Source organism: Halomonas sp. NYA30, assembly GCF_976980765.1.
The window spans coordinates 4,170,752-4,190,465 of record NZ_OZ334477.1; the positions used below are offsets into that span (position 1 = coordinate 4,170,752).

The 19,714-nt window shown below is 54.1% G+C and carries 17 protein-coding genes; 10 read left to right on the plus strand and 7 right to left on the minus strand.

The window, feature by feature from the left end:
- Window positions 1–16: 16 nt before the first annotated feature.
- The 4 genes from dgcA to gbdR all read right to left on the minus strand — a co-directional run bounded on the left by dgcA (window position 17) and on the right by gbdR (window position 5,076).
- Window positions 17–2,101 carry a dimethylglycine demethylation protein DgcA gene (gene dgcA / locus ACWI0H_RS19320; RefSeq protein ID WP_485874273.1) on the minus strand — a complete coding sequence of 695 codons (2,085 nt, stop codon included), beginning with the start codon at window positions 2,099–2,101 and terminating at the stop codon, window positions 17–19.
- A 23-nt stretch (window positions 2,102–2,124) separates the two neighbouring features.
- Window positions 2,125–2,670, minus strand: a complete 546-nt coding sequence (locus ACWI0H_RS19325; protein WP_176304117.1) for a DUF5943 domain-containing protein — start codon at window positions 2,668–2,670, stop codon at window positions 2,125–2,127.
- Window positions 2,671–2,756: 86 nt separating this feature from the next.
- Window positions 2,757–3,734 (minus strand): dipeptidase, encoded by a 978-nt coding sequence (locus ACWI0H_RS19330; protein ID WP_485874274.1) that lies wholly within the window; start codon window positions 3,732–3,734, stop codon window positions 2,757–2,759.
- Window positions 3,735–3,933: 199 nt separating this feature from the next.
- Complete coding sequence (gene gbdR, locus ACWI0H_RS19335; protein ID WP_176304119.1) at window positions 3,934–5,076, minus strand: choline metabolism transcriptional regulator GbdR; 1,143 nt, start codon at window positions 5,074–5,076, stop codon at window positions 3,934–3,936.
- Window positions 5,077–5,619: 543 nt separating this feature from the next.
- Here gbdR and ACWI0H_RS19340 point away from each other — a divergent pair.
- From ACWI0H_RS19340 to ACWI0H_RS19355, 4 genes are all read left to right on the plus strand, one after another.
- Complete coding sequence (locus tag ACWI0H_RS19340; protein WP_336274026.1) at window positions 5,620–6,096, plus strand: LabA-like NYN domain-containing protein; 477 nt, start codon at window positions 5,620–5,622, stop codon at window positions 6,094–6,096.
- A gap of 338 nt (window positions 6,097–6,434) precedes the next feature.
- A complete protein-coding gene (locus ACWI0H_RS19345; RefSeq protein ID WP_176304120.1) occupies window positions 6,435–7,742 on the plus strand; it encodes an ATP-grasp domain-containing protein in 1,308 nt (435 codons plus the stop codon).
- A 159-nt stretch (window positions 7,743–7,901) separates the two neighbouring features.
- Window positions 7,902–8,705, plus strand: coding sequence for a M48 family metallopeptidase (locus ACWI0H_RS19350; RefSeq protein ID WP_485874275.1), 804 nt, complete (start codon window positions 7,902–7,904; stop codon window positions 8,703–8,705).
- 212 nt (window positions 8,706–8,917) lie between these two features.
- Window positions 8,918–9,502 carry an exopolysaccharide biosynthesis protein gene (locus ACWI0H_RS19355; RefSeq protein ID WP_336269838.1) on the plus strand — a complete coding sequence of 195 codons (585 nt, stop codon included), beginning with the start codon at window positions 8,918–8,920 and terminating at the stop codon, window positions 9,500–9,502.
- A 58-nt stretch (window positions 9,503–9,560) separates the two neighbouring features.
- Here ACWI0H_RS19355 and ACWI0H_RS19360 read toward each other — a convergent pair whose 3' ends face one another.
- Together ACWI0H_RS19360 and ACWI0H_RS19365 are read right to left on the minus strand one after the other, a co-directional pair.
- Entirely contained in the window at window positions 9,561–10,760 is a 1,200-nt protein-coding gene (locus ACWI0H_RS19360; protein ID WP_008956091.1) for a toxic anion resistance protein, read from the minus strand.
- A gap of 120 nt (window positions 10,761–10,880) precedes the next feature.
- Entirely contained in the window at window positions 10,881–11,822 is a 942-nt protein-coding gene (locus ACWI0H_RS19365; protein ID WP_485874276.1) for a cobyrinic acid a,c-diamide synthase, read from the minus strand.
- A gap of 310 nt (window positions 11,823–12,132) precedes the next feature.
- Here ACWI0H_RS19365 and ACWI0H_RS19370 point away from each other — a divergent pair, with 310 nt between their 5' ends.
- The 5 genes from ACWI0H_RS19370 to rnk all read left to right on the plus strand — a co-directional run bounded on the left by ACWI0H_RS19370 (window position 12,133) and on the right by rnk (window position 18,099).
- A complete protein-coding gene (locus ACWI0H_RS19370; RefSeq protein ID WP_485874277.1) occupies window positions 12,133–13,755 on the plus strand; it encodes a BCCT family transporter in 1,623 nt (540 codons plus the stop codon).
- 344 nt (window positions 13,756–14,099) lie between these two features.
- Window positions 14,100–15,485 carry an FAD-binding oxidoreductase gene (locus ACWI0H_RS19375; protein WP_485874278.1) on the plus strand — a complete coding sequence of 462 codons (1,386 nt, stop codon included), beginning with the start codon at window positions 14,100–14,102 and terminating at the stop codon, window positions 15,483–15,485.
- A gap of 61 nt (window positions 15,486–15,546) precedes the next feature.
- Window positions 15,547–15,687, plus strand: a complete 141-nt coding sequence (locus ACWI0H_RS19380; RefSeq protein WP_008956088.1) for a hypothetical protein — start codon at window positions 15,547–15,549, stop codon at window positions 15,685–15,687.
- Between the two features lie 533 nt (window positions 15,688–16,220).
- Complete coding sequence (gene gdhA, locus ACWI0H_RS19385) at window positions 16,221–17,573, plus strand: NADP-specific glutamate dehydrogenase (protein WP_485874279.1); 1,353 nt, start codon at window positions 16,221–16,223, stop codon at window positions 17,571–17,573.
- Between the two features lie 112 nt (window positions 17,574–17,685).
- Window positions 17,686–18,099, plus strand: a complete 414-nt coding sequence (gene rnk / locus ACWI0H_RS19390; protein ID WP_035581566.1) for a nucleoside diphosphate kinase regulator — start codon at window positions 17,686–17,688, stop codon at window positions 18,097–18,099.
- Window positions 18,100–18,160: 61 nt separating this feature from the next.
- Here rnk and ACWI0H_RS19395 read toward each other — a convergent pair whose 3' ends face one another.
- The gene (locus ACWI0H_RS19395; protein ID WP_035581568.1) at window positions 18,161–18,601 is read right to left on the minus strand and encodes a universal stress protein; all 441 of its coding nucleotides are present in this window, start codon (window positions 18,599–18,601) and stop codon (window positions 18,161–18,163) included.
- A gap of 208 nt (window positions 18,602–18,809) precedes the next feature.
- Here ACWI0H_RS19395 and ACWI0H_RS19400 point away from each other — a divergent pair, with 208 nt between their 5' ends.
- A complete protein-coding gene (locus ACWI0H_RS19400; protein WP_035581571.1) occupies window positions 18,810–19,712 on the plus strand; it encodes a LysR family transcriptional regulator in 903 nt (300 codons plus the stop codon).
- The last annotated feature ends 2 nt before the right edge of the window (window positions 19,713–19,714 follow it).

The window sequence follows — 19,714 nt, forward strand, 5'->3', positions numbered from 1 at the left end:
CCTCCCTCCTTAGCCGTCAAAAGTCTTTGCAGATTCGCAGGGCGTCGTAGATGGCCGCATGGGTGTTACGCGGTGCCGTGCAGTCGCCCAGGCGGAACAGCAGGAAGCCCTCCCCCTCTTCGCCGCTCTCATCAACCAGGCAGGGTTGCGGCTGAATAGCGTAAAGCGCTTCCAGATCCACCTGCCCTTTGTTGCGGGACTGCTCTTTGAGGGCGTAGTAGAGCGCCTCATCGGGGCGCACGCCGTTCTCAACGACCACCTGATCGACCACACGCTCTTCCAGGGCACCGGTGTACTCATTTTCAAGCACCGCCACCAAGCCGTCGCCCTCGCGGTAAACCTTATGCAGCATCAGATCGGAGGTCATGATCACCTCTTTCTCGTAGAGGCTGCGGTAATAGGTGGGGAAGGTGGTGCCACCCACCGCCGCACCGGGTTTGATATCGTCGGTGACGATTTCCACCTTGGCGCCTTTGTCGGCGAGAAAATCTGCTGCAGAGACGCCGGAGAACTCACAGATGGCGTCATAAATCAGCACGTTTTTACCTGGCGCCACTTTGCCTGAGAGAATATCCCAAGTGCTGACTACCAAGCTCTCTTCGGCATTCTCCGAATAGCCCCACTCTGGGTGCTGGCTAAGGAAGGGCTGGCCGCCGGTGGCTAGCACGACGATATCCGGACGCAGGTCGAGCAGCGTCGCCTCATCGGCGCGGGTGCCCAGTCGCAGGTCGACTTTAAGACGCGCCAGCTCCAGCTGGAACCAGCGAGTGATACCGGCGATCTGGTCACGCTGAGGTGCCTGGGCGGCAATCGTGATCTGCCCGCCCAAGGCGTCAGAGGCCTCAAACAGAGTGACATCGTGACCGCGTTCAGCGGCGACGCGCGCCGCCTCCATGCCGCCGGGGCCACCGCCCACCACGACGATTTTGCGCTTGGCGCCCTCGGTTTTCTCAATGATGTGGGGCAGACCCATGTACTCCCGGGACGTGGCGGCGTTTTGGATACACAGCACATCAAGGCCCTGGTACTGGCGGTCGATGCAGTAGTTAGCGCCCACGCACTGCTTGATCTGATCGATCTGGCCCATCTTGATCTTGGCGATCAGGTGAGGGTCGGCAATATGTGCCCGGGTCATGCCCACCAGGTCTACGTAGCCGCCTTTGAGGATACGCTGGGCCTGATTGGGGTCTTTAATGTTCTGGGCGTGGATCACCGGGACGTTCACCACTTCCTTGATCCCCGCCGCCAGGTGTAGGAAAGGCTCCGGCGGGTAGGACATATTGGGGATAACGTTGGCGAGGGTGTTGTGAGTGTCGCAGCCAGAGCCGATGACGCCGAAGAAATCCACCATGCCTGTTGCATCGTAGTAGGCGGCGATCTGTTTCATGTCGTCGTGGGAGAGACCGTCCGGATGGAACTCGTCGCCGCAGATACGCATGCCGACGCAGAAGTCATCCCCCACTTCGGCACGCACCGCCTTGAGCACTTCCATGCCGAAGCGCATACGGTTCTCGAAGCTGCCGCCCCACTCGTCCTCGCGTTTATTAACCCGCGGGCTCCAGAACTGATCGATCAGATGCTGGTGTACCGCGGAAAGCTCAACGCCGTCGAGCCCGCCTTCCTTTGCCCGGCGCGCTGCCTGCGCAAAGTCGCCGACGATCCGCCAGATATCCTCTTCTTCGATAGTCTTGCAGGTAGACCGGTGCACCGGCTCGCGGATACCGGAGGGCGATAGCAGCGTCGACCAGTCAAAACCGTCCCAACGGGAACGACGCCCCATGTGGGTGATCTGGATCATGATCTTGCCGCCATGCTTGTGCACGGCATCGGCTAGGTTCTGAAAGTGAGGAATGATGCGGTCAGTGGAAAGATTCACCGAACTCCACCAGCCCTGGGGGCTATCGATGGATACCACCGATGAGCCACCGCAGATACAAAGACCGCAGCCGCCCTTGGCCTTCTCTTCGTAGTACCTGACGTAGCGTTCCGTCGTCATGCCGCCGTCGGTGGCATGCACCTCGGCGTGCGCGGTACTCACTACGCGGTTGCGGATAGTCAGCTTGCCGATCTCGATCGGCTCGAAGATTGCGTCAAATGCCATGATGTTCTCTCCTCGTAGCCGGGTTAGCGGGCGGCATCAGTCAGCGGCTTAACGACGAAGATGCCAACGTCGCAGCCAGGCTCGGCCGCGCTTTGGGTCTGCTCGGCGACGGTACGCAGGTCGCTGCCGCGCGCGGCGAGGATCTGGTCCATGGCGCCTGCGAACCAGCCGGTGAACATGTACTCCACCTTACGTCCCACCTTGCCTATCTGATAAACGAAGGCGCTGTGTTCGAGGCGCACCTGAGCGGTACCTGACTCAAGATCAATCTGTTCAGTAATGAAAAGCCCCCAACCGCGCTGAGAGAGGCGCAGCATATAGTGCTCAAAGACGGCCTCCCCGCTAATGCCGTGTAGTTCGGCCTCTTTTTCGCACCAGTGCCAGGCGCTTTTGTAGCCTGCGTGATAGAGGATCTCAGCGTACTTCTCGGCACCCAGCGCCTCTTCGACGGCCACGTGATTGTTGATAAAGAAGTGTCGTGGCACATACAGCATGGGTAGGGCGTCGCTCGTCCAGACACCGGTTTCGCTATCCACTTCGATGGGCAGTGCGGGGGCCAGTTTGGTCACGGTTGTATTCCTCGGATCGTTGTTATGTCAGGTTATCGACGGGGCTCCCGGCGCCCCTCACTTCGGAGACAGCCGCCTGCGCTTAGTCAGGCGCCCCAGACATCCTTAAGCACACGCACCCAGTTCTCGCCCATGATCTTGCGCACCTGGGTCTCGCTTAAGCCGCGCTTGAGGAGTGCCTCGGTGAGATTGGGAAACTCACCAATGGTACGAATGCCTTTGGGGTTGATGATCTTGCCGAAGTCCGTCAGGCGGCGAGCGTAGCCCTTGTCATGGGTCAACCACTCGAAAAACTCTTGGCCATGCCCTTGGGTGAAATCGGTACCGATGCCGATAGTGTCCTCACCGACGATATTCATGACGTACTCGATCGCCTCGCAGTAGTCTTCGATGGTTGAGTCAATGCCCTTTTTGAGGAACGGGGCAAACATAGTGACGCCAACAAAGCCGCCGTGGTCGGCAATGAACTTGAGCTCTTGATCGGACTTATTGCGCGGATGCTCTTTGAGGCCGGAGGGCAGACAGTGGGAGTAGCAGACCGGCTTTTTGGATTCGAGGATGACTTCCTCAGAGGTTTTGGCGCCGACATGAGAGAGATCGCACATCATGCCAACACGGTTCATCTCGGCGACGATTTCGCGGCCAAAACCGGAGAGGCCGCCGTCGCGCTCGTAGCAGCCGGTACCCACCAGGTTCTGGGTGTTGTAGCACATCTGCACGATGCCCACGCCCAGCTGCTTGAATATCTCGACATAGCCGATCTGGTCTTCAAAGGCGTGGGCATTCTGGAAGCCGAAGATGATGCCGGTCTTGCCTTCTTCTTTCGCGCGAGTGATGTCAGCGGTGGTGCGTACAGGGCGCACCAGATCGCTACACTCCGCCATCAATTGATTGGAGGCGACAATGTTATCGACCGTGGCCTGAAACCCTTCCCACACCGAAACGGTGCAGTTGGCGGCAGTAAGGCCGCCGCGCCGCATATCTTCAAGCAGCTCACGGTTCCATTTGGCGATGATCAGACCATCGATAACGATAGCATCGTCGTGCAGTTCAGAGGGGGTCATGGCTAAGCTCCAACATTGGTTAATGCAGCGAGCATAGCGCTGACGTTGGCTTAGACGGCGCTTGGAAACGACGGCGGAAATTCCAAAAGCGTCATTGTGTCGTAAACACGACAGCTACCCGCGCCATAAAAAAACGTGCTGCCCGTCACCGAGCAGCACGTTTCAAGCACGTTTCAAATTAGTGATGACGCCGTGGGTATCAGCTTAATAGCCGCACGCTGGCAAAGGTGGGCTCGCCTTGGGCGTTTGCCAGAGCCTGACGAGCGCACGAGGACGGCTCGTTGGCAGTGGGCTCTTCTCCCCAGCGCTTTATAAGAGTCGGCGTTTTGCTGCTATTTCCCTGCCTGTCGTGGCTACCCAGGCGCTCATTCCTCGGCGGTACACCAAAGTATTCGCGGTAGCACTTGGAAAAATGGGGCGTGGAAACGAAACCGCAAACAGACGCAATCTCGATGATCGACAGCGGCGTTTGCTTGAGCAATTGCCGCGCACGCACCAGCCGCAGCTTGAGATAGTAGCGAGACGGTGAGCAAAGCAGGTAGCGTTGGAATAATCGCTCTAACTGACGGCGCGACACATTCACATAGCTTGCCAGTTCATCGAGCTCGATGGGCTCTTCCAGGTTGGATTCCATCAAGGCAACGATTTCCAACAGTTTGGGCTGAGTAGTGCCCAGCACGTGTTTAAGAGGAACACGTTGCTGATCATGTTCGTTACGCACGCGCTCATAGATAAACATTTCAGAAATGCCTGCCGAAAGCTCACGGCCATGGTCATGCGTAATCAAGTTGAGCATCATATCGAGCGGCGCGGTGCCGCCCGAAGCGGTGAATCGATCCCGGTCGATAGAGAAGAGATAGGTCGTCAGTATGACGTTCGGGAACGCCTCCTGCATGGAAGCCAAACACTCCCAATGGATGCTGGCTTCATAGTGATCAAGCAACCCCGCCTGGCCCAATGCCCAACTGCCCGTACAGACCGAGCCTAACCGCCTTAGCTTACGCGATTGCGACTGAAGCCAGCGCACATGCTCACGGGTAACGCTGTGCTGCGGGCCTACTCCGCCGCAAACGACCACCCACTCCAATGACAGCGGCGCGTGCATGGAGGCATCAGGCGTCACCTGCACCCCATCGCTGGCACGCACCGGCAAACCATCTTGTGTCAGGGTGTACCAGCGATACAGTTCACTGCCGGCCAGTTGGTTGGCCATTCGCAAAGGCTCTATTGCCGACGCCAGGGAAATCAGTGTGAAGTTATCTAACAGTAGAAAGCCAAGGGTCTGCGGTTCGCCGACACGTTTGGGGTTTACTGCCGGGTTTGTTGCTTGATTTGAAGTCATCGTTTTACCCTCCGTCACCTTTAGAGCATTATATTTTTTCTTGTTAGCGTAGGTGTCGCTGGCGTCTTTTAGTTGCCCTTTACTGCGTTAAACTTTCACACGTGCAGGGACGGCATTGCTCTTTGGTCGTATATTGGCACGAACAGGGCGGATAGCGACAAAACTATCGCGTAGATCTAAGTTTTTGTCGCAAATGAAACGCTAGAGGTCGTTCCCAAAACCAATGATCAGTGACAATCTGTTTCAAGAAGGAAGCGTCGTTATCGTTGCGCTGACTTGGAGTAAGGATCAAGGGCATATCAGCAAAGCTACGGTCCAACCATCCTAGAATACTGCCGCCCAGTCCCTGAGGCCGCCTAGGTTGTGCATACCCTCCAGCATAGTGTGCCCACTGACGGTACAATCACTATATTCCGCAGAAGGCGCTGCGCCAACGATTGCCGATGACAGCGATGAAAGAAGCAGGCTAAACGTTCGTGTTATTTACTCACTAGGTAATTAATTACGCGACAACCGGCAACTAATGAGAAAAGCTTAATGTCTATAAAAAAAGTGGCGATATTTGTTGATATTCAAAATGTCTACTACACCTCACGCCAAGCCTACGGCAGGAACTTTGATTATAATAAATTCTGGGCACAAGCAACCGCCGATAGAGAAGTGGTGCAAGCTTTTTGCTACGCCATCGACAGAGGAGACCAAAAGCAAAGGGAATTCCAAACTATACTCAGAGCTATTGGTTTTAACGTAAAGTTGAAACCCTTTATCCAACGCTCAGATGGTTCTGCGAAGGGTGATTGGGATGTAGGTATTGCGTTAGATGCCATGGAATACGCTGAGCAGGCGGACGTTATTGTGCTCGTGTCCGGCGATGGAGACTTTGATCTTTTAGTCAATAAAATACGCGTTAAGTACGGTAAAAAAGTTGAAGTGTATGGTGTTCCTCAGCTCACCGCAGCATCTTTAATTAATGAAGCCAATGAGTTTATCGCAATAGATAAGTCGCTTTTGCTAAATTAGCTACATATTAATACCTAACAACCTATTCAATAATGACCTAGCTACCGCTCTTTCATGCTGTTGTTGTATGAGCATTCGCTGATCTTACTTATGTGCGTTTGAAAAAATAATCAACTCCCAAGCAGAAAAAAAGCTCTACAGCTATTTAACAGTAACTCTACAGTTTAATTGCCATTTGTAACCATATCGACTAGGTTAGTTACAACGGGTGCGCTAATAACTTTTCTAATACTGGCTGACTCAATCGTTCCTGAACACTTCTGACTGTGACTCAGCTCACTTGGTGCGCTCCAACCTCAGCACAGTCAATTTGGGTCAACCAGCAAGGAGAACATCGAATGTCGATTACATCAGAAAAGCAATTACCCGAAGCAGTAGCGTCTTGGCGTGATCCGGAAATGGACTCGGTCAAAGGTACCGAAACTCCCAAAGACCCCAACAAAGGCTATATCGCCTTGCTTGGCTGGAGTGTCAACGCGATCAAGGCTGCGCAGAAATTTGACCGTCGATATATCGTTGTTGCTCCTGAATGGGCCGCGGATTTCTGTACCGCGAACAACATTCCTTTTCTTCCGTGGGACTTTATCCGGCTAAACGACCGGTCCATGGAAATCGCCGAAAAGCTAAAAGAGGAAGGCGTCGATATCGCCATCCCACTGTTTGAAGAAACCGTTGAATGGTCCGGTGCGATCAACTCGGTTCTTCTCGACAGTCCTCGTATGTTCGGGCAGTCCATTCTGTTCCGTGACAAGGCGTTAATGAAGCGTCGTGCCCAGCTTGGCGGTATTCGCGTCGGTATTTTCGAAGAGGCGCATGAGAAAGAAGACATCGTTCGCTTCATGAAGCGCGTCAACCAAACGCTGCTTAAACTTGATGGCGACCCGGATGACCCGATTCACGTTAAAGCATTCGACAAAGCCGGTTGCCTCGGTCACCGAATGATTCGCAAGATCGAAGAGATCGACAACATTCCGGACGAAGAATATCCCCTCCTAATGGAAAGCCATCTGGATGGCTGGGAGTTCGCGGTTGAGGCCTGGATTCACGATGGCAAAATCCAGTTCCTGAATATTTCAGAATACGTGACGCTTGGCTATTCGGTATTCGTACCCGCGACGGCGGAACTTGAGAGCTGGCGCACTGCGATCACTAAACAGATCGAACTGCTGATCAAAACGTTCGATATTCAGTTTGGCTTGATTCACCCCGAGTACTTCGTCACAGCTGATGGTGAGATGTACTTTGGCGAGGTTGCCTACCGCCCACCCGGCTTCAAAGCTTTCGAGCTGATCGAAAAAGCTTACGGGTTCAACGCCTATCAAGCATCGATGCTCGTGTTTGATCCGAAAAGCACAAAAGAGGAAGTGGCAGCGTTCTTCCCCCGTGAAGTGGTCGATGCGAAAGGCTACGCCGGCTGCTTCGGTGTGTACCCACGCCGCCGGGTGGTCAGCAAGCTGGAAATGCCCAAAGAAACGATTGAGCATCCCTATTTCGAGTCCCACGAACTGGTCGCGCCCGCAGAAGAAACCGTTCCTGACCGCTCAGCCTTCGGGACACACTGGGGCCTACTCTTCTTCTTTGGAGACGACCCCATCAAAATGCGCGATCTATTGAAAGCGCAGGAAGATCTGGATTTCTACGTCTAAAAAGCTTCAAAACAACAGGTTTCATTATGGGCGCCCTATCTGCAATTGTTGCTGATAGGGCGCCCTTTTTTTACCCACGCTAGCTCTTTCAGCATTGAGGTTTGGTTCTCCCCTTGGCTAAGGCCGGTATACTCGCTTGATTTATTGATGAGAGATGCGATGCGCCCACGACTCCTGTTGTGCCTATTATTCCTGCTCCCCCTGGTACTGCTGTCCGGCTGCGATGAAACGCCTACCGGGCGCTCCCAACTGACATTGGTACCAGAAAATTTAATGACACAGATGGGCGAGGATACCTTCGACCAACTACGCCGTGACCAGCCAGTGTCACGTGACGCAGCCGCTAACCGCCAGGTAGAGTGCGTAGCTCAGGAAATAATAGCCGCCACCGAGGCCATCTATCCGGCTGACGAGTTACCGGAGTCCTGGGAAGTTGTCGTTTTTGAAGATGATTCTCCCAACGCTTTCGCCCTACCAGGCGGACGCATCGGCGTGCATACCGGCCTACTCCAAGTCGCCGAGACGCCTGACCAACTGGCGGCGGTGATCGGCCATGAAGTTGGTCATGTGCTGGCTGACCATGGCAATGAACGCCTTACTCAGCAGCTTGGCATTAAGGCCGGGATGCTAGTAGTAGGATTGTTAGGCGAGGGAGACATGGGACAGCAGCAGTTAATGCAGGCATTGGGCCTCGGCGCCCAGCTCGGCATCACCCTGCCGTTCAGCCGCGCCCACGAGGAAGAAGCCGACCTGATGGGGCTGGCGATCATGGCGCAAGCAGGGTTCAACCCACAAGAAAGCGTGGCACTGTGGCGCAACATGGCGGCGGCTGGTGGCGGTCAGCCTCCTGAATTTCTCTCTACGCATCCCGCCCATGAGTCGCGCATTACGGCATTACAACAAGCAATGGAAGAAGCCGTGGCAAGCTATCGCACGGTCGCCCCGGCTGATTGTTCTGGGTAGGTAATTATCAGGCAAATAGGTGATGTCTGCGATGTGAGTAAGGATTACTAGCTGCTCTACGCAGAACCGCTTGTGGTCAATAATAACCCCACGTCACTCTCTTGGTAATTTGTATTCGCCCTGCCTACTCTTTGTCAGTGAACTCTCTCATGAGCGGCATATTCAAGCCCATGCCTAGTCCGCCCACAATTGATCTCTTATGGTAGCCATTGATGAACCAGCCGTTGCAAAACCTCGAACAACTCCTTGACCGAGTGGGCGAGTTGACACGCCACAACGATCGCGTCTCAATCGAGATGGTTGTCGAATCGATTGGCAGCCGTTCTTTTGGGCCGCTGTTGATGCTGATTGGCATCACGTTATTCTCGCCGCTCAGTGGCGTACCTGGCATGTCGTTCTTTATGGCGTTGTTCGTGTTGCTGGTAGCCGTACAGATGCTGATCGGTCGGAAAAAATTTTGGTTGCCCCATTTCATTCTCGACCGCTCAGTTGAGCATAACAAACTGCAGAAAGCGCTCGACTGGCTCAACAAGCCAGCGCGGGGCATAGACCGCGTTCTTAAACCACGATTAACGTTCCTAGTACATAGAGGGGGCAGCTATGGCATTGCCGTGCTGTGTGTCATCGTCGGTCTGTGTATGCCGATCATGGAACTGGTGCCCTTTTCTTCCTCGGCTGCCGGGCTGGCTTTGCTGGCGCTAGGGCTTTCACTGGTGGCCCACGACGGGTTACTCGCCCTATTGGCGTTTGTTATCTTCGGCGCCACGTTCACGCTTATCGCTGTCAACCTACTGTGATTGATCCCTACAGCAGCACTATGAGATAACGCGACACAAGAGGCTCCTTAATGACGCATTAGCTGGGGGCTTGACCGTCGTCCTGTGGCTGCGATTGGCTACCCTCGCGGAGGCGCTCGATGGAGGCGTTTCCCTGCTTCGCCAAGGTCGCCAGGCGGTCGATTTGCTCATCCAGCCGCGGTAAGGCCTCCTGCCGATAGCTTGAGAGATCATCGATCGCGCCCATTACCTCGCTGAAAGCTTCCTCAAGCACTTGCATATCAAGCATCGCGGAGGAGGCGCGCTTTTGGATATCTACCCCTTGCTGACGCAGTGCCTTGGCGGTCCCGCCAATCATCTGCGACGTGGTAGTGTTAAGGGCTTCGATGCGGTCCAGCACCAGGCGCTGATTGGCCATCGCCATGGCGACGGTCACCGCCACGGTAAGGGCTGAAACAGTGACGTTAATGGCTCTGTCTACGCCACGCATCAATTCCCGGTTATTGCGGATGATGACCTCTAGCGCCAGCACGCCCTGCTGACTCACTGCCAGTTGCTGTTGGAGGTCGACAATACGCTGGCGCAGGGGAAAGAGCAGCTCTTCCTCAAGGAAGTGACGCCGCGGATCATCGGCATCGCGAGCGGCAATCTCGTCCTGCAGGCGGCTATCAATCAAACGGCCCAGCGCAATTTGCCGGTTCAGCTCAACAAGGATTTTATTTAAAGCCTGCTGGTCATCGCTCAGGGTAACGTTGTCACGATGTAGCATATCGCGACCGCCTTTCAACTCATCAATAATCGCGTCTAGCGCCTGCTGAGCATTTTCGAACTTCTGAAAGTAGCGCTGCAGGCGGCTGTCGACGCCGGGAATGAGCGCCATAACACGATCCAGCGCGCTCGGCGCTAGGCGATGGCGAGCGGGATCAAGGCCCTCCATGCGCCCGCGCAGATCAACCAGCGCCTTGGCTACCGGCCCTCCTTCATCGCCCTGATGGGCTAACTGACGAAGCGGTGTTTGCAACATGGCACTACGATGCGCGGCCTGCTGCTGCAACTCAAGCCCCATCTCGTCTACGGCCCGGCGCTGGCGAGCGATGGATTCCTCGTCATTCTCGGCGAGGATATCTTCGACAAAGCGGCCGGCCATCGCCTCAAGCTCAGGGTCGATGGCACGCTCATTGGGGTCGACCGATTCTTCCTGGTTAGCCCCCAGCTGACTGGCAATCTCGTCCACCGGCGGCAGGGAGAGACGACGTTTGTCATCGGGTTGCTGAGCCATAAACATCTCCTGAGCTATTGAAAGAAGCCGTTGTGAAAACCGCATGACACCATTGGCACTGAACCATTAACCCAGAACCATTAACCTAGAACTTTCGGCACAGCAGCATCGTCCGCTGGATTAATCCTTGCGCGTATAACGATCCGCGCCTTCGACGAAGCGGCGTAAATCCTCCAGTGCCTTCTCGGTGGTAACCGACGCCTGTGGACGCGCTGTTTCGATGCGCGCCATGGAAACAGCGGTGTCGTCGAGCACGGTCAGGGCCGATTCGATACGGGCGGAGAGCTTATTCAACCGGTGCTCGGTTTCCACCAGCAGATCCAGGCGCCGCACCAGGGCAGCGCGCTCCTCCTCGCCCAACTGTTTGCCCTCTTGGGTCAGGCGACTACGCACGTAATTACCGTCTACGCTAACCACCCCTCGCGCCTGGGACGCCATAGATGTCAGCGTATCCACCGCGCCGAGACAAACCTGCGTGACCAGGCCACGCGAGCGCTCGAAAGCCAACTCGCCTGTGTGGAATCGGCCGCTCAGCACGTCCATCACATGCCGATAACGGCTATAGAGGCGATCCGCCTGAATGGCGAGATCGGGGCGATGCACGTCGAGCAGGCTCTGCTTGGCCCGGCACATGGCGAGTACAAGATCATCGGCCCCCTCTGGCGGCCGACCAGGGTCGAGTACCGACACGCCGGCCTCATAGGCCTTGCGCTCCTCTTGGGCACGGCGCTTACGTACCGCGGCCACTCGTTGAGCTTCCTGGCGGCGCTCGCGGCGTCGGGCCAGCCAGCCGCGCAGTGTTCGCTCGACTGGCAGCACCACAGGAATAGCGACAATACCCGCCAGCCAGCCAAAAAGGCTGGGGCTGAAACCGCCCCATAGAGAGGTCAGCCACATCAGCATGCTGATAAAAGGAACCAGCAAACAATAGCGGAAGATGACCTGCAGACGGCTGGGAGCCAGCACCGGAAGCGCCAGACCAGGGTTGAAAAGGCCGACCAATAGCCAGGGCAGGCAGGTCATAAACAGGCCATAGGAAAATCCCTGCAGGAATCCCAACATTGATACGGCTATCCTTCATTCATGAAACGCAAACACCAAGTGTAGAGTAACTGAGATGGCCCGCTCAGCACCAGTTGGGCACACGCTAGTGACTTTTTGAAGCCGGACGATATCACTTCCCTTGAGTGCTTTGATCAGCGCGGATGAAGCATGCTGCCAAACACCTTTTATACCGAACAGCAGCCTATGGAGAAGAGGTACTCTACTTCGCCCAGCTTGGCGTAATCGACCGACAACTCCTACGTTGTTTTAAGGACGGTTGTAAAACCGGTTATAAAAACTGGCTGTAAAGACTCAGGGAGACGTAACGATGGATGCACTTGCGCGAAAGCTGGGCCTCAAGACGGATCCCACTATTTTTTTCACATCGGCTGGGATCATGATTCTTTTCCTTGTGGCGCTGTTGATTGCGCCAGGCCCTATAGGGGAAGCCTTCGGCGCGGGGCGGCAATGGATCGTTACTAACCTTGGCTGGTTTTTTATTTTTGGGGTCACAAGCTGGGTGGCGTTTCTACTGTGGGTGGCAATAAGCCGTTTCGGGGCAATACGCTTAGGTGGCAATGATGCGAAACCGGCCTATACCAACGCCTCCTGGTTCGCCATGCTGTTCGCTGGCGGTATCGGCACGGTGCTGATGTTCTGGGGCGTGGCCGAGCCGATATCCCACTTCGCAACGCCGCCACGGCCGGGTGTCGAGCCCTTCTCTGTGGCCGCCGCCGACGATGCCATGAGCTTTTCGATCTACCACTTGGGCCTGCATACCTGGGCCATTTTCGCCATGCCGGGGCTGGCGTTCGCGTACTTTATCTATCGTTACAACCTACCCATGCGTTTTAGCTCGGTGTTCTTTCCGCTGTTGGGCGAGCGCATTCACGGCCCCATCGGCAAAACCCTGGATATCTTTGCCGTCCTCGGCACGTTGTTTGGCGTGGCGGTGTCTGTCGGCCTGGGCACCCAGCAGATCAATGCGGGGCTAACGGAACTGTTTGGTGTTCCAGACGCGGTGCTGCCAAAGGTAGTGATCATCGCCGTCCTGACCACTGTCGCCGTAGGGTCGATCATCGCGGGTCTGGATTCAGGGGTGAAGCGGCTCTCTAATATCAATATCGGGATGGCCGTTGGCCTGTTGCTGTTTGTGCTGTTTACCGGCTCAACCGTTTTCCTGTTACGTGCCGTTGTCGAAACCTTTGGCCTCTATATAACGAATCTACTGCCCATGGCGTTTTGGAATGACACGCTGGCACGCTACTCCAGCGAAGGCGGCGCCTGGGGATGGCAAGGCAGTTGGACGGTGTTCTACTGGGCCTGGACCGTCACCTGGTCACCGTTCATCGGCATATTCGTAGCGCGGATCTCTCGCGGTCGGACTATCCGCGAGTTCGTGCTCGGCGTGCTGTTCGCCCCTTCCATCTTTACGCTGATCTGGTTTGCGATCTTCGGCTGGTCGGCAATGGAGATAGACGGAATTGGCCCCGAGGCCCGGGCAGCCCTGGGTGATCAAGCCGGTACTTTATCCGCCGCCGTGGCCGAAAGCATCCCGCTCGCCATGTTCGCGTTTTTCGATAACTTCCCCGCCGCAACCTTGATTCAGGGCTTGGCGGTGGTGATCGTCGCCATCTTCTTCGCCACCTCATCAGACTCCGCCTCCCTGGTCGTCGATATGCTGTGTACCGGCAGCGCAGACCCAGGACCCTGGCATCAGCGGGTTTTCTGGGGTGTCTCCGAAGGCATGCTGGCCGCCATGCTCATCGTGCTGGCAGGCGATGCCGGGCTGACCGCACTGCAGGAGGTGATCACCGTTGTCGGCCTGCCGATGTTTATTCTGGTGTTTATCATGATGTTCGCCCTGTACCGCGGCCTTTCCCATGAGGATCTGAGCGAAATTAAGGTAGGCACCCCGCCCAAGCAGGAGGAATTAAAGCCAGAAGATTAGTCGATTAAAATAGGGGCTGTGAGCCTAGCATTCGATGCTGCCGTACCGCATGGGCCGGAGCAACGGTTAGGCGCACCCATCAAACTGCTCTCGAGAATTCTTTTAATTCTTGACGACAATGAAGGTTAAGTCGCTTTGCTCGGATATACAGATTCGGATGAACGTGTCAAAATAAATAAACGGTTTTATTGACAGGCGTGACTATACTGTGATTTGAGACTGGAGAAATGTCCTAATGCGGCCACTGTGAGGCATGCGGCTAATCCCCAGCCACATTGTCTTCCTCACTATCCCGTTCGGCGGTGCCTTCTGCGCACCGCCGAGCCCACTTAACGGTGGTCGTCATGAGCCAGCTTACGTCAACCGCAATCAAGGAGTTCAAGACCGGTTTCGCAGGAAGTGTTCTTCTTCCTGACAACCCTCAATACGACGAAGTGCGCCAGATATGGAACGCCATGATTGATCGCAGGCCTTCCATGGTAGCTCGCTGCACGTCACCTGCCGATGTCGTTCACGCCCTGAACTTCGTACGCCAGCACAACGTGCCTTTCTCCCTTCGTGGTGGTGGGCACAACATTGCTGGCAATGCGGTCTGCGATGAGGGCGTAATGATCGACCTCTCACCGATGAAGAAAGTAGACATTGATCAACAACATCATCAAGGCCATGTTGAGCCTGGGTGTACCCTCGCTGAATTCGACACTGCTGCCCAAGCATACGGGCTCGCCACACCGCTGGGCATCAACTCCACCACCGGGGTTGCCGGCCTGACCCTGGGGGGCGGCTTCGGTTGGCTCAGCCGAAAATACGGCCTGACCGTCGACAACCTACTCGGTGTGGACGTCATCACGGCAGATGGCCAACAGCTGCACGCCAGCGAATCGGAAAATGCCGACCTTTTCTGGGGGCTGCGTGGCGGAGGCGGGAACTTTGGTATCGTGACCCGCTTCACGTTTCAGCTACATCCCGTAGGCCCGAACGTGCTGTGCGGTCTTATCGTTTTTCCCTTCGAACAGGCAAAATCGGTCATCACCCAGTTCGCCCGCTTTACCGAAACCATGCCCGACGAACTCAACGTGTGGATGGTCACTCGCAAGGCACCTCCCTTGCCCTTCCTGCCCGAGGAAGTGCATGGCAAAGAGATCGTGGCATTCGCCCTGTGCTACGCAGGCGACCCCGCTGAAGGCGAGAAACTTATCGAGCCGCTGAGAGGATTCGGCACCGCCTACGGCGAGCATATCGGTGTGCAACCTTACACAGACTGGCAGCAGGCCTTCGACCCGCTGTTGACGCCAGGCGCCCGGAACTATTGGAAATCCCATAACTTCTTGACGCTTGATGAAGGGGTGATCGATACCATCATCGACTATGCCAGCGCACTACCCTCTTCGCAGTGCGAGATATTCATCGCCACGCTAGGTGGGCAGGCGAGCCGCGTAGACCCGCAAGCAATGGCCTATTCGAGCCGTGATGCCAATTATGTATTGAACGTGCATACGCGCTGGGAAACAGCGGAGGATGATGCTCGTTGCATTACCTGGGCGCGGGACTTCTTTGCTCGCTCACAGCCCTTTGCCAGTAGCGGCGCCTACGTCAACTTCCTGACTGGGGACGAGACCGATCGCATTGCCTTCGCCTATGGCGCAAGCTATGAGCGACTGGTGGCAATTAAGAAGCAGTACGACCCGGAAAACCTCTTCCGTATCAACCAGAACATCAGTCCCGCCTGAGCGCTGCTTCCCGAACAAGGCCCTGAGCGGGATCTAACGACCCGCTCTGAGGAACACCGCCATGCTCACCACGATTGCCGTCATTCAAAAACCGCCGGTGCTGCTCCAACGAGACACGACTATAGAGCAGATGGTCGAATCGGCCGACTCTGCATCCAAGGGCGGCGTGGCCAAACCCGCTCGATCGTTGGCGATTGCCTAGGCTTTTGGCTTTAGGTTCTTGAGAAAACCTTTGTGTCAGCTAGGCTCCACGGCACCTTTCAAAGTATTTATGGATCTGTTCAAAATCACCCAGGAAGTGCCATTGGACATTTATCAAACTGAAGTCCTCACTTGATTATTGAGACCGCCATTTTCCAAGAAAGCAATATTGACAACATTAACTTATATTCATAAAACAACACTCATTAGTTTTAATGCTTCGCTTAATACATTACGGCCACTTATAAGTTTTTACATTTTTAAAACTCAAATATTATTTTATTAAATTCAACACTCCTAGCTTTCTACATAGTAATTTGATTAAAAAGCACCATAAATCGTTTAATAACCGTTTAAAGGCTATTGAAAAATTAGCGCTTAAAACCGGCCATTACTAAACTTTAGTCTTATTTTTATATAATTTTCTCATATACAGAACACGCATAGGCTATGCACAGAAGAGTGCTGCCAGTTAAATATTCCAACGCTCTGGCCAGCCAATACTCTTTTGAAAAACGATGATGATATGCCCCTATGCCCTACGTTCACGATACGTTGACACGACTTAATAAAAGCAGCCCTGCACAGTCAGAATTTTATCAAGCCACCGAAGAAGTGCTCGAATGCCTACGCCCGCTAATCGAGCAGAGTGATTATTACCACCAACACAGCATTATTGAGCGGATAGTCGAGCCCGAACGGCAAATTATGTTCCGCATAAGCTGGGTAGATGATGCCGGCAGCGTACGGGTCAACAAAGGCTATCGCGTACAGTTCAACTCTGCCCTTGGCCCTTACAAGGGTGGCTTACGCTACCACCCCAGTGTTACCTCAGGCACCATAAAATTTCTCGGCTTTGAGCAAATCTTCAAAAATGCGTTAACCGGTTTGCCAATCGGCGGTGGGAAAGGCGGCTCCGATTTTGACCCAAAAGGAAAATCAGATAACGAGATTATGCGCTTTTGTCAGGCATTTATGAGCGAGCTCTACCGTCATATTGGCCCTCACTGCGATGTACCTGCAGGCGATATCGGCGTCGGTACCCGTGAAATTGGCTACCTCTTTGGTCAGTACAAGCGGCTCACCGGCCACTATGAAGGCGTGCTAACAGGAAAAGGGCTTAACTGGGGAGGCTCGCTGGGCCGTAAAGAGGCCACTGGCTACGGGGCGGTGTACTTTGCGCAAAACATGCTGGCTGCCCGTGGAGATGAGCTTCGTGGCAAAGCATGCCTCGTTTCCGGCGCGGGCAATGTAGCGATTTATACCATTGAGAAACTGTACGAGCTGGGCGCTAAACCGATCACCTGCAGCGATTCACGTGGCACTATCCACGATAAAAACGGCATTGATTTAGGCTTACTCAAACGGCTCAAAGAAGTGCAGCGCACCTCTTTAGAAGACTACCTGCATGAGTACCCTGACGCGCACTACATTTCTGTACGTGACTATCCCCTAGATGGGCATTCCGTATGGCATATTCAAGCCGATGCAGCCTTCCCTTGTGCGACACAAAATGAGCTGACCGCAAGTGATGCGGAAACCCTGCTCGCTAATGGCATCACGTGTATTAGTGAAGGGGCCAACATGCCCTCTACCAAAGAGGCCGTCGACCTGTTTCTAAACGCTAAAATCGCCTATGGGCCTGGCAAAGCCGCCAATGCAGGCGGCGTCGCTACCAGCCAGTTAGAGATGGCGCAAAACAGCAGCATGGAGCAGTGGTCCCTGGAGAAAGTTGACCAGAAATTAAAACAGATTATGACCAATATCCACCGTCAGTGCGCTGACACAGCCGACGAATTTGGTGATAAAACCAACTTGGTACTAGGCGCCAATATTGCAGGCTTCAGAAAAGTAGCTGATGCCATGATTGAACAAGGCGTCACCTGATCGTCTTTGTCTTGTAAACCGCTTATACTGTAACAAGTACGCAGTCCTTCCTTAATTGGGGAAGGGCTGTTTTTTATTGGTTTGAATTTATTGCTTTCTAAGGAGAGTAACCATGGGACAACGTCCTACTATTATTATTAATCGTCTTGATGCCGAACGCCTCCAGCGCTTGATCGACAATGCCTCCGATAAAGACATGGCCGTGGCTCAGCTACTTGAGGAAGAGTTATCGCGAGGTGAAGTCTGCGACCCCGAGGATATCCCGGATGACGTGGTCAGTATGAATAGCCAGGTTCGCTTCACCGATCTCACCCGCGGACTTAAGATGATTCGAACCTTGGTCTATCCGCACTCCCTGGAAAGCGTAGCGGACGGCATTTCAGTGATGGCGCCCATTGGCGCGGCACTGATCGGCCTTAAAGTGGGCGACATCATCGAGTGGCCATTACCCAACAACACCGAAACACGGCTGCGTATCGATGCTATTTATTGGCAACCCGAACGCGAAAAGCAGTTTCACCGATAGGTTGCGGTAGAGAGAGCTGGCTCCGCTAGCTCATGATGAACAGCAAATACTGCTTGAGTTACTAACTCACCGTAATGACGCGGCACTTCGCTGAATGGCTCACCTTGTGCGAGACGCTACCAATCACTACACCAGCCAAGTCGCTTAAACCTCGACTTCCCATCACAATAGTATCAACGTTATAGGCATTAGCGGTGTCTAAAATGACTCGAACCGGATCACCTTGAGTAAGCAGCTCTTCAGTATGCTGAACGCCTTCTTCTTGCGCTGAACTAACCGCCTGTACCAGCAATTGCTCGCCCGATTTCTCTCGCTCAGCGAGGTTAGCGCTGGCATCAATAGCACCAATGCCCCATACCAGCGTGGTCGTATAGGCAAGCGTTTCTGGAACATGTAAAAGATAGAGCGTTGAGGCTTCTTTATTCAACAGCTTGCAAGCCACTGACAACGCTTGCTTGGCGTTTTCAGAGCCGTCGATGGGAACTAAAATACGCTTATACATGGTTTGTTCGCTCCTCTTTTATCTTCATCACACAACTAAAGTCTTAGACAATATTTCGCTTCCATCACTTAAATACTGGTAGCGTTACATCGGCTAAGTGAACTGGCTTAAATAGTCTGTCTTGTCATTTGAGAATCTAGCCAGCCTGAAAGCAATCGAATGTCAAAACCAATATTATTAAAGTAGCCGCTCATACCTTGGAGGTATCATGGAACTACGCCACCTGAGGTACTTTTGTGTTGTAGCCGAAGAGCTTAATTTCACTTGTGCTGCTGAACGCTTGCATATGTCACAGCCGCCTCTTTCACGACAAATTAAGCAGTTAGAACAAGAAGTAGGCGCCGAATTGTTTGAACGCAGTTCAAGAGGCTTACGCCTGACCCCGCCGGGGGTTTTCTTTCAGCAACACGCCTTACAAATTTTAGAGAAAGTAGAAGTCACCATTGACGCTACACGACATATGGCACGTAGCAAACGTGCGCTATTCGGAATTGGTTTTGTACCCTCCGTATTTTATGGGCAGCTCCCTATGCTCGTGCGTGATTTACGCCGCATAGATAATGTTGAACTCTCCTTGGCAGAGCTTACGACGGTACAACAAATACAGGCGCTCAAAGCTGGTCGCATTGATATGGGATTTGGACGTCTTCGCATTGACGACCCGGATGTCGAGCAGGAAATTCTCTTCGATGAGCCATTGATTGCCGCCCTATCAAGCGGTCATCCATTAGAAGGCACAACCCCTACCTGCGAAGAACTGGCTCGCTATCCACTAATCCTCTTTCCCGCAAAACCACGCCCTAGCCTGGCAGACATGGTACTAGGCATTTTCCGCCGCCAAGGTTTAAAGGTTGAGGTGGTACAGGAGGCCAACGAGGTTCAGACGGCGCTTAGCCTCGTCGCCTCAGGCATTGGCATTACACTGGTTCCAGAACAGGTAAAACGTGTCCAGCGAGACGGCATCACTTACGTAGCACTGGCAGACAAAACCATTACCTCACCCGTCATTTGCAGCCGTCGGCGCGGCGAAAAGCCCTCTCCCCTTATGCAGGAAGCCAATACTATTTTAAATGTACTCGTGGAAAACCGCCGCTCCGGTCGTTACCCATAACC

Coding starts and splice junctions, on each gene's coding strand:
- ACWI0H_RS19360 (WP_008956091.1), bottom strand. CDS start 10,760: ATGGCTCAGCAACCCGATGACAAACGTCGTCTCTCCCTGCCGCCGGTG.
- gdhA (WP_485874279.1), top strand. CDS start 16,221: ATGCCCTACGTTCACGATACGTTGACACGACTTAATAAAAGCAGCCCT.
- rnk (WP_035581566.1), top strand. CDS start 17,686: ATGGGACAACGTCCTACTATTATTATTAATCGTCTTGATGCCGAACGC.
- ACWI0H_RS19395 (WP_035581568.1), bottom strand. CDS start 18,601: ATGTATAAGCGTATTTTAGTTCCCATCGACGGCTCTGAAAACGCCAAG.
- ACWI0H_RS19375 (WP_485874278.1), top strand. CDS start 14,100: ATGAGCCAGCTTACGTCAACCGCAATCAAGGAGTTCAAGACCGGTTTC.
- dgcA (WP_485874273.1), bottom strand. CDS start 2,101: ATGGCATTTGACGCAATCTTCGAGCCGATCGAGATCGGCAAGCTGACT.
- ACWI0H_RS19350 (WP_485874275.1), top strand. CDS start 7,902: ATGCGCCCACGACTCCTGTTGTGCCTATTATTCCTGCTCCCCCTGGTA.
- ACWI0H_RS19370 (WP_485874277.1), top strand. CDS start 12,133: ATGGATGCACTTGCGCGAAAGCTGGGCCTCAAGACGGATCCCACTATT.
- gbdR (WP_176304119.1), bottom strand. CDS start 5,076: ATGACTTCAAATCAAGCAACAAACCCGGCAGTAAACCCCAAACGTGTC.
- ACWI0H_RS19400 (WP_035581571.1), top strand. CDS start 18,810: ATGGAACTACGCCACCTGAGGTACTTTTGTGTTGTAGCCGAAGAGCTT.
- ACWI0H_RS19380 (WP_008956088.1), top strand. CDS start 15,547: ATGCTCACCACGATTGCCGTCATTCAAAAACCGCCGGTGCTGCTCCAA.
- ACWI0H_RS19345 (WP_176304120.1), top strand. CDS start 6,435: ATGTCGATTACATCAGAAAAGCAATTACCCGAAGCAGTAGCGTCTTGG.
- ACWI0H_RS19355 (WP_336269838.1), top strand. CDS start 8,918: ATGAACCAGCCGTTGCAAAACCTCGAACAACTCCTTGACCGAGTGGGC.
- ACWI0H_RS19330 (WP_485874274.1), bottom strand. CDS start 3,734: ATGACCCCCTCTGAACTGCACGACGATGCTATCGTTATCGATGGTCTG.
- ACWI0H_RS19365 (WP_485874276.1), bottom strand. CDS start 11,822: ATGTTGGGATTCCTGCAGGGATTTTCCTATGGCCTGTTTATGACCTGC.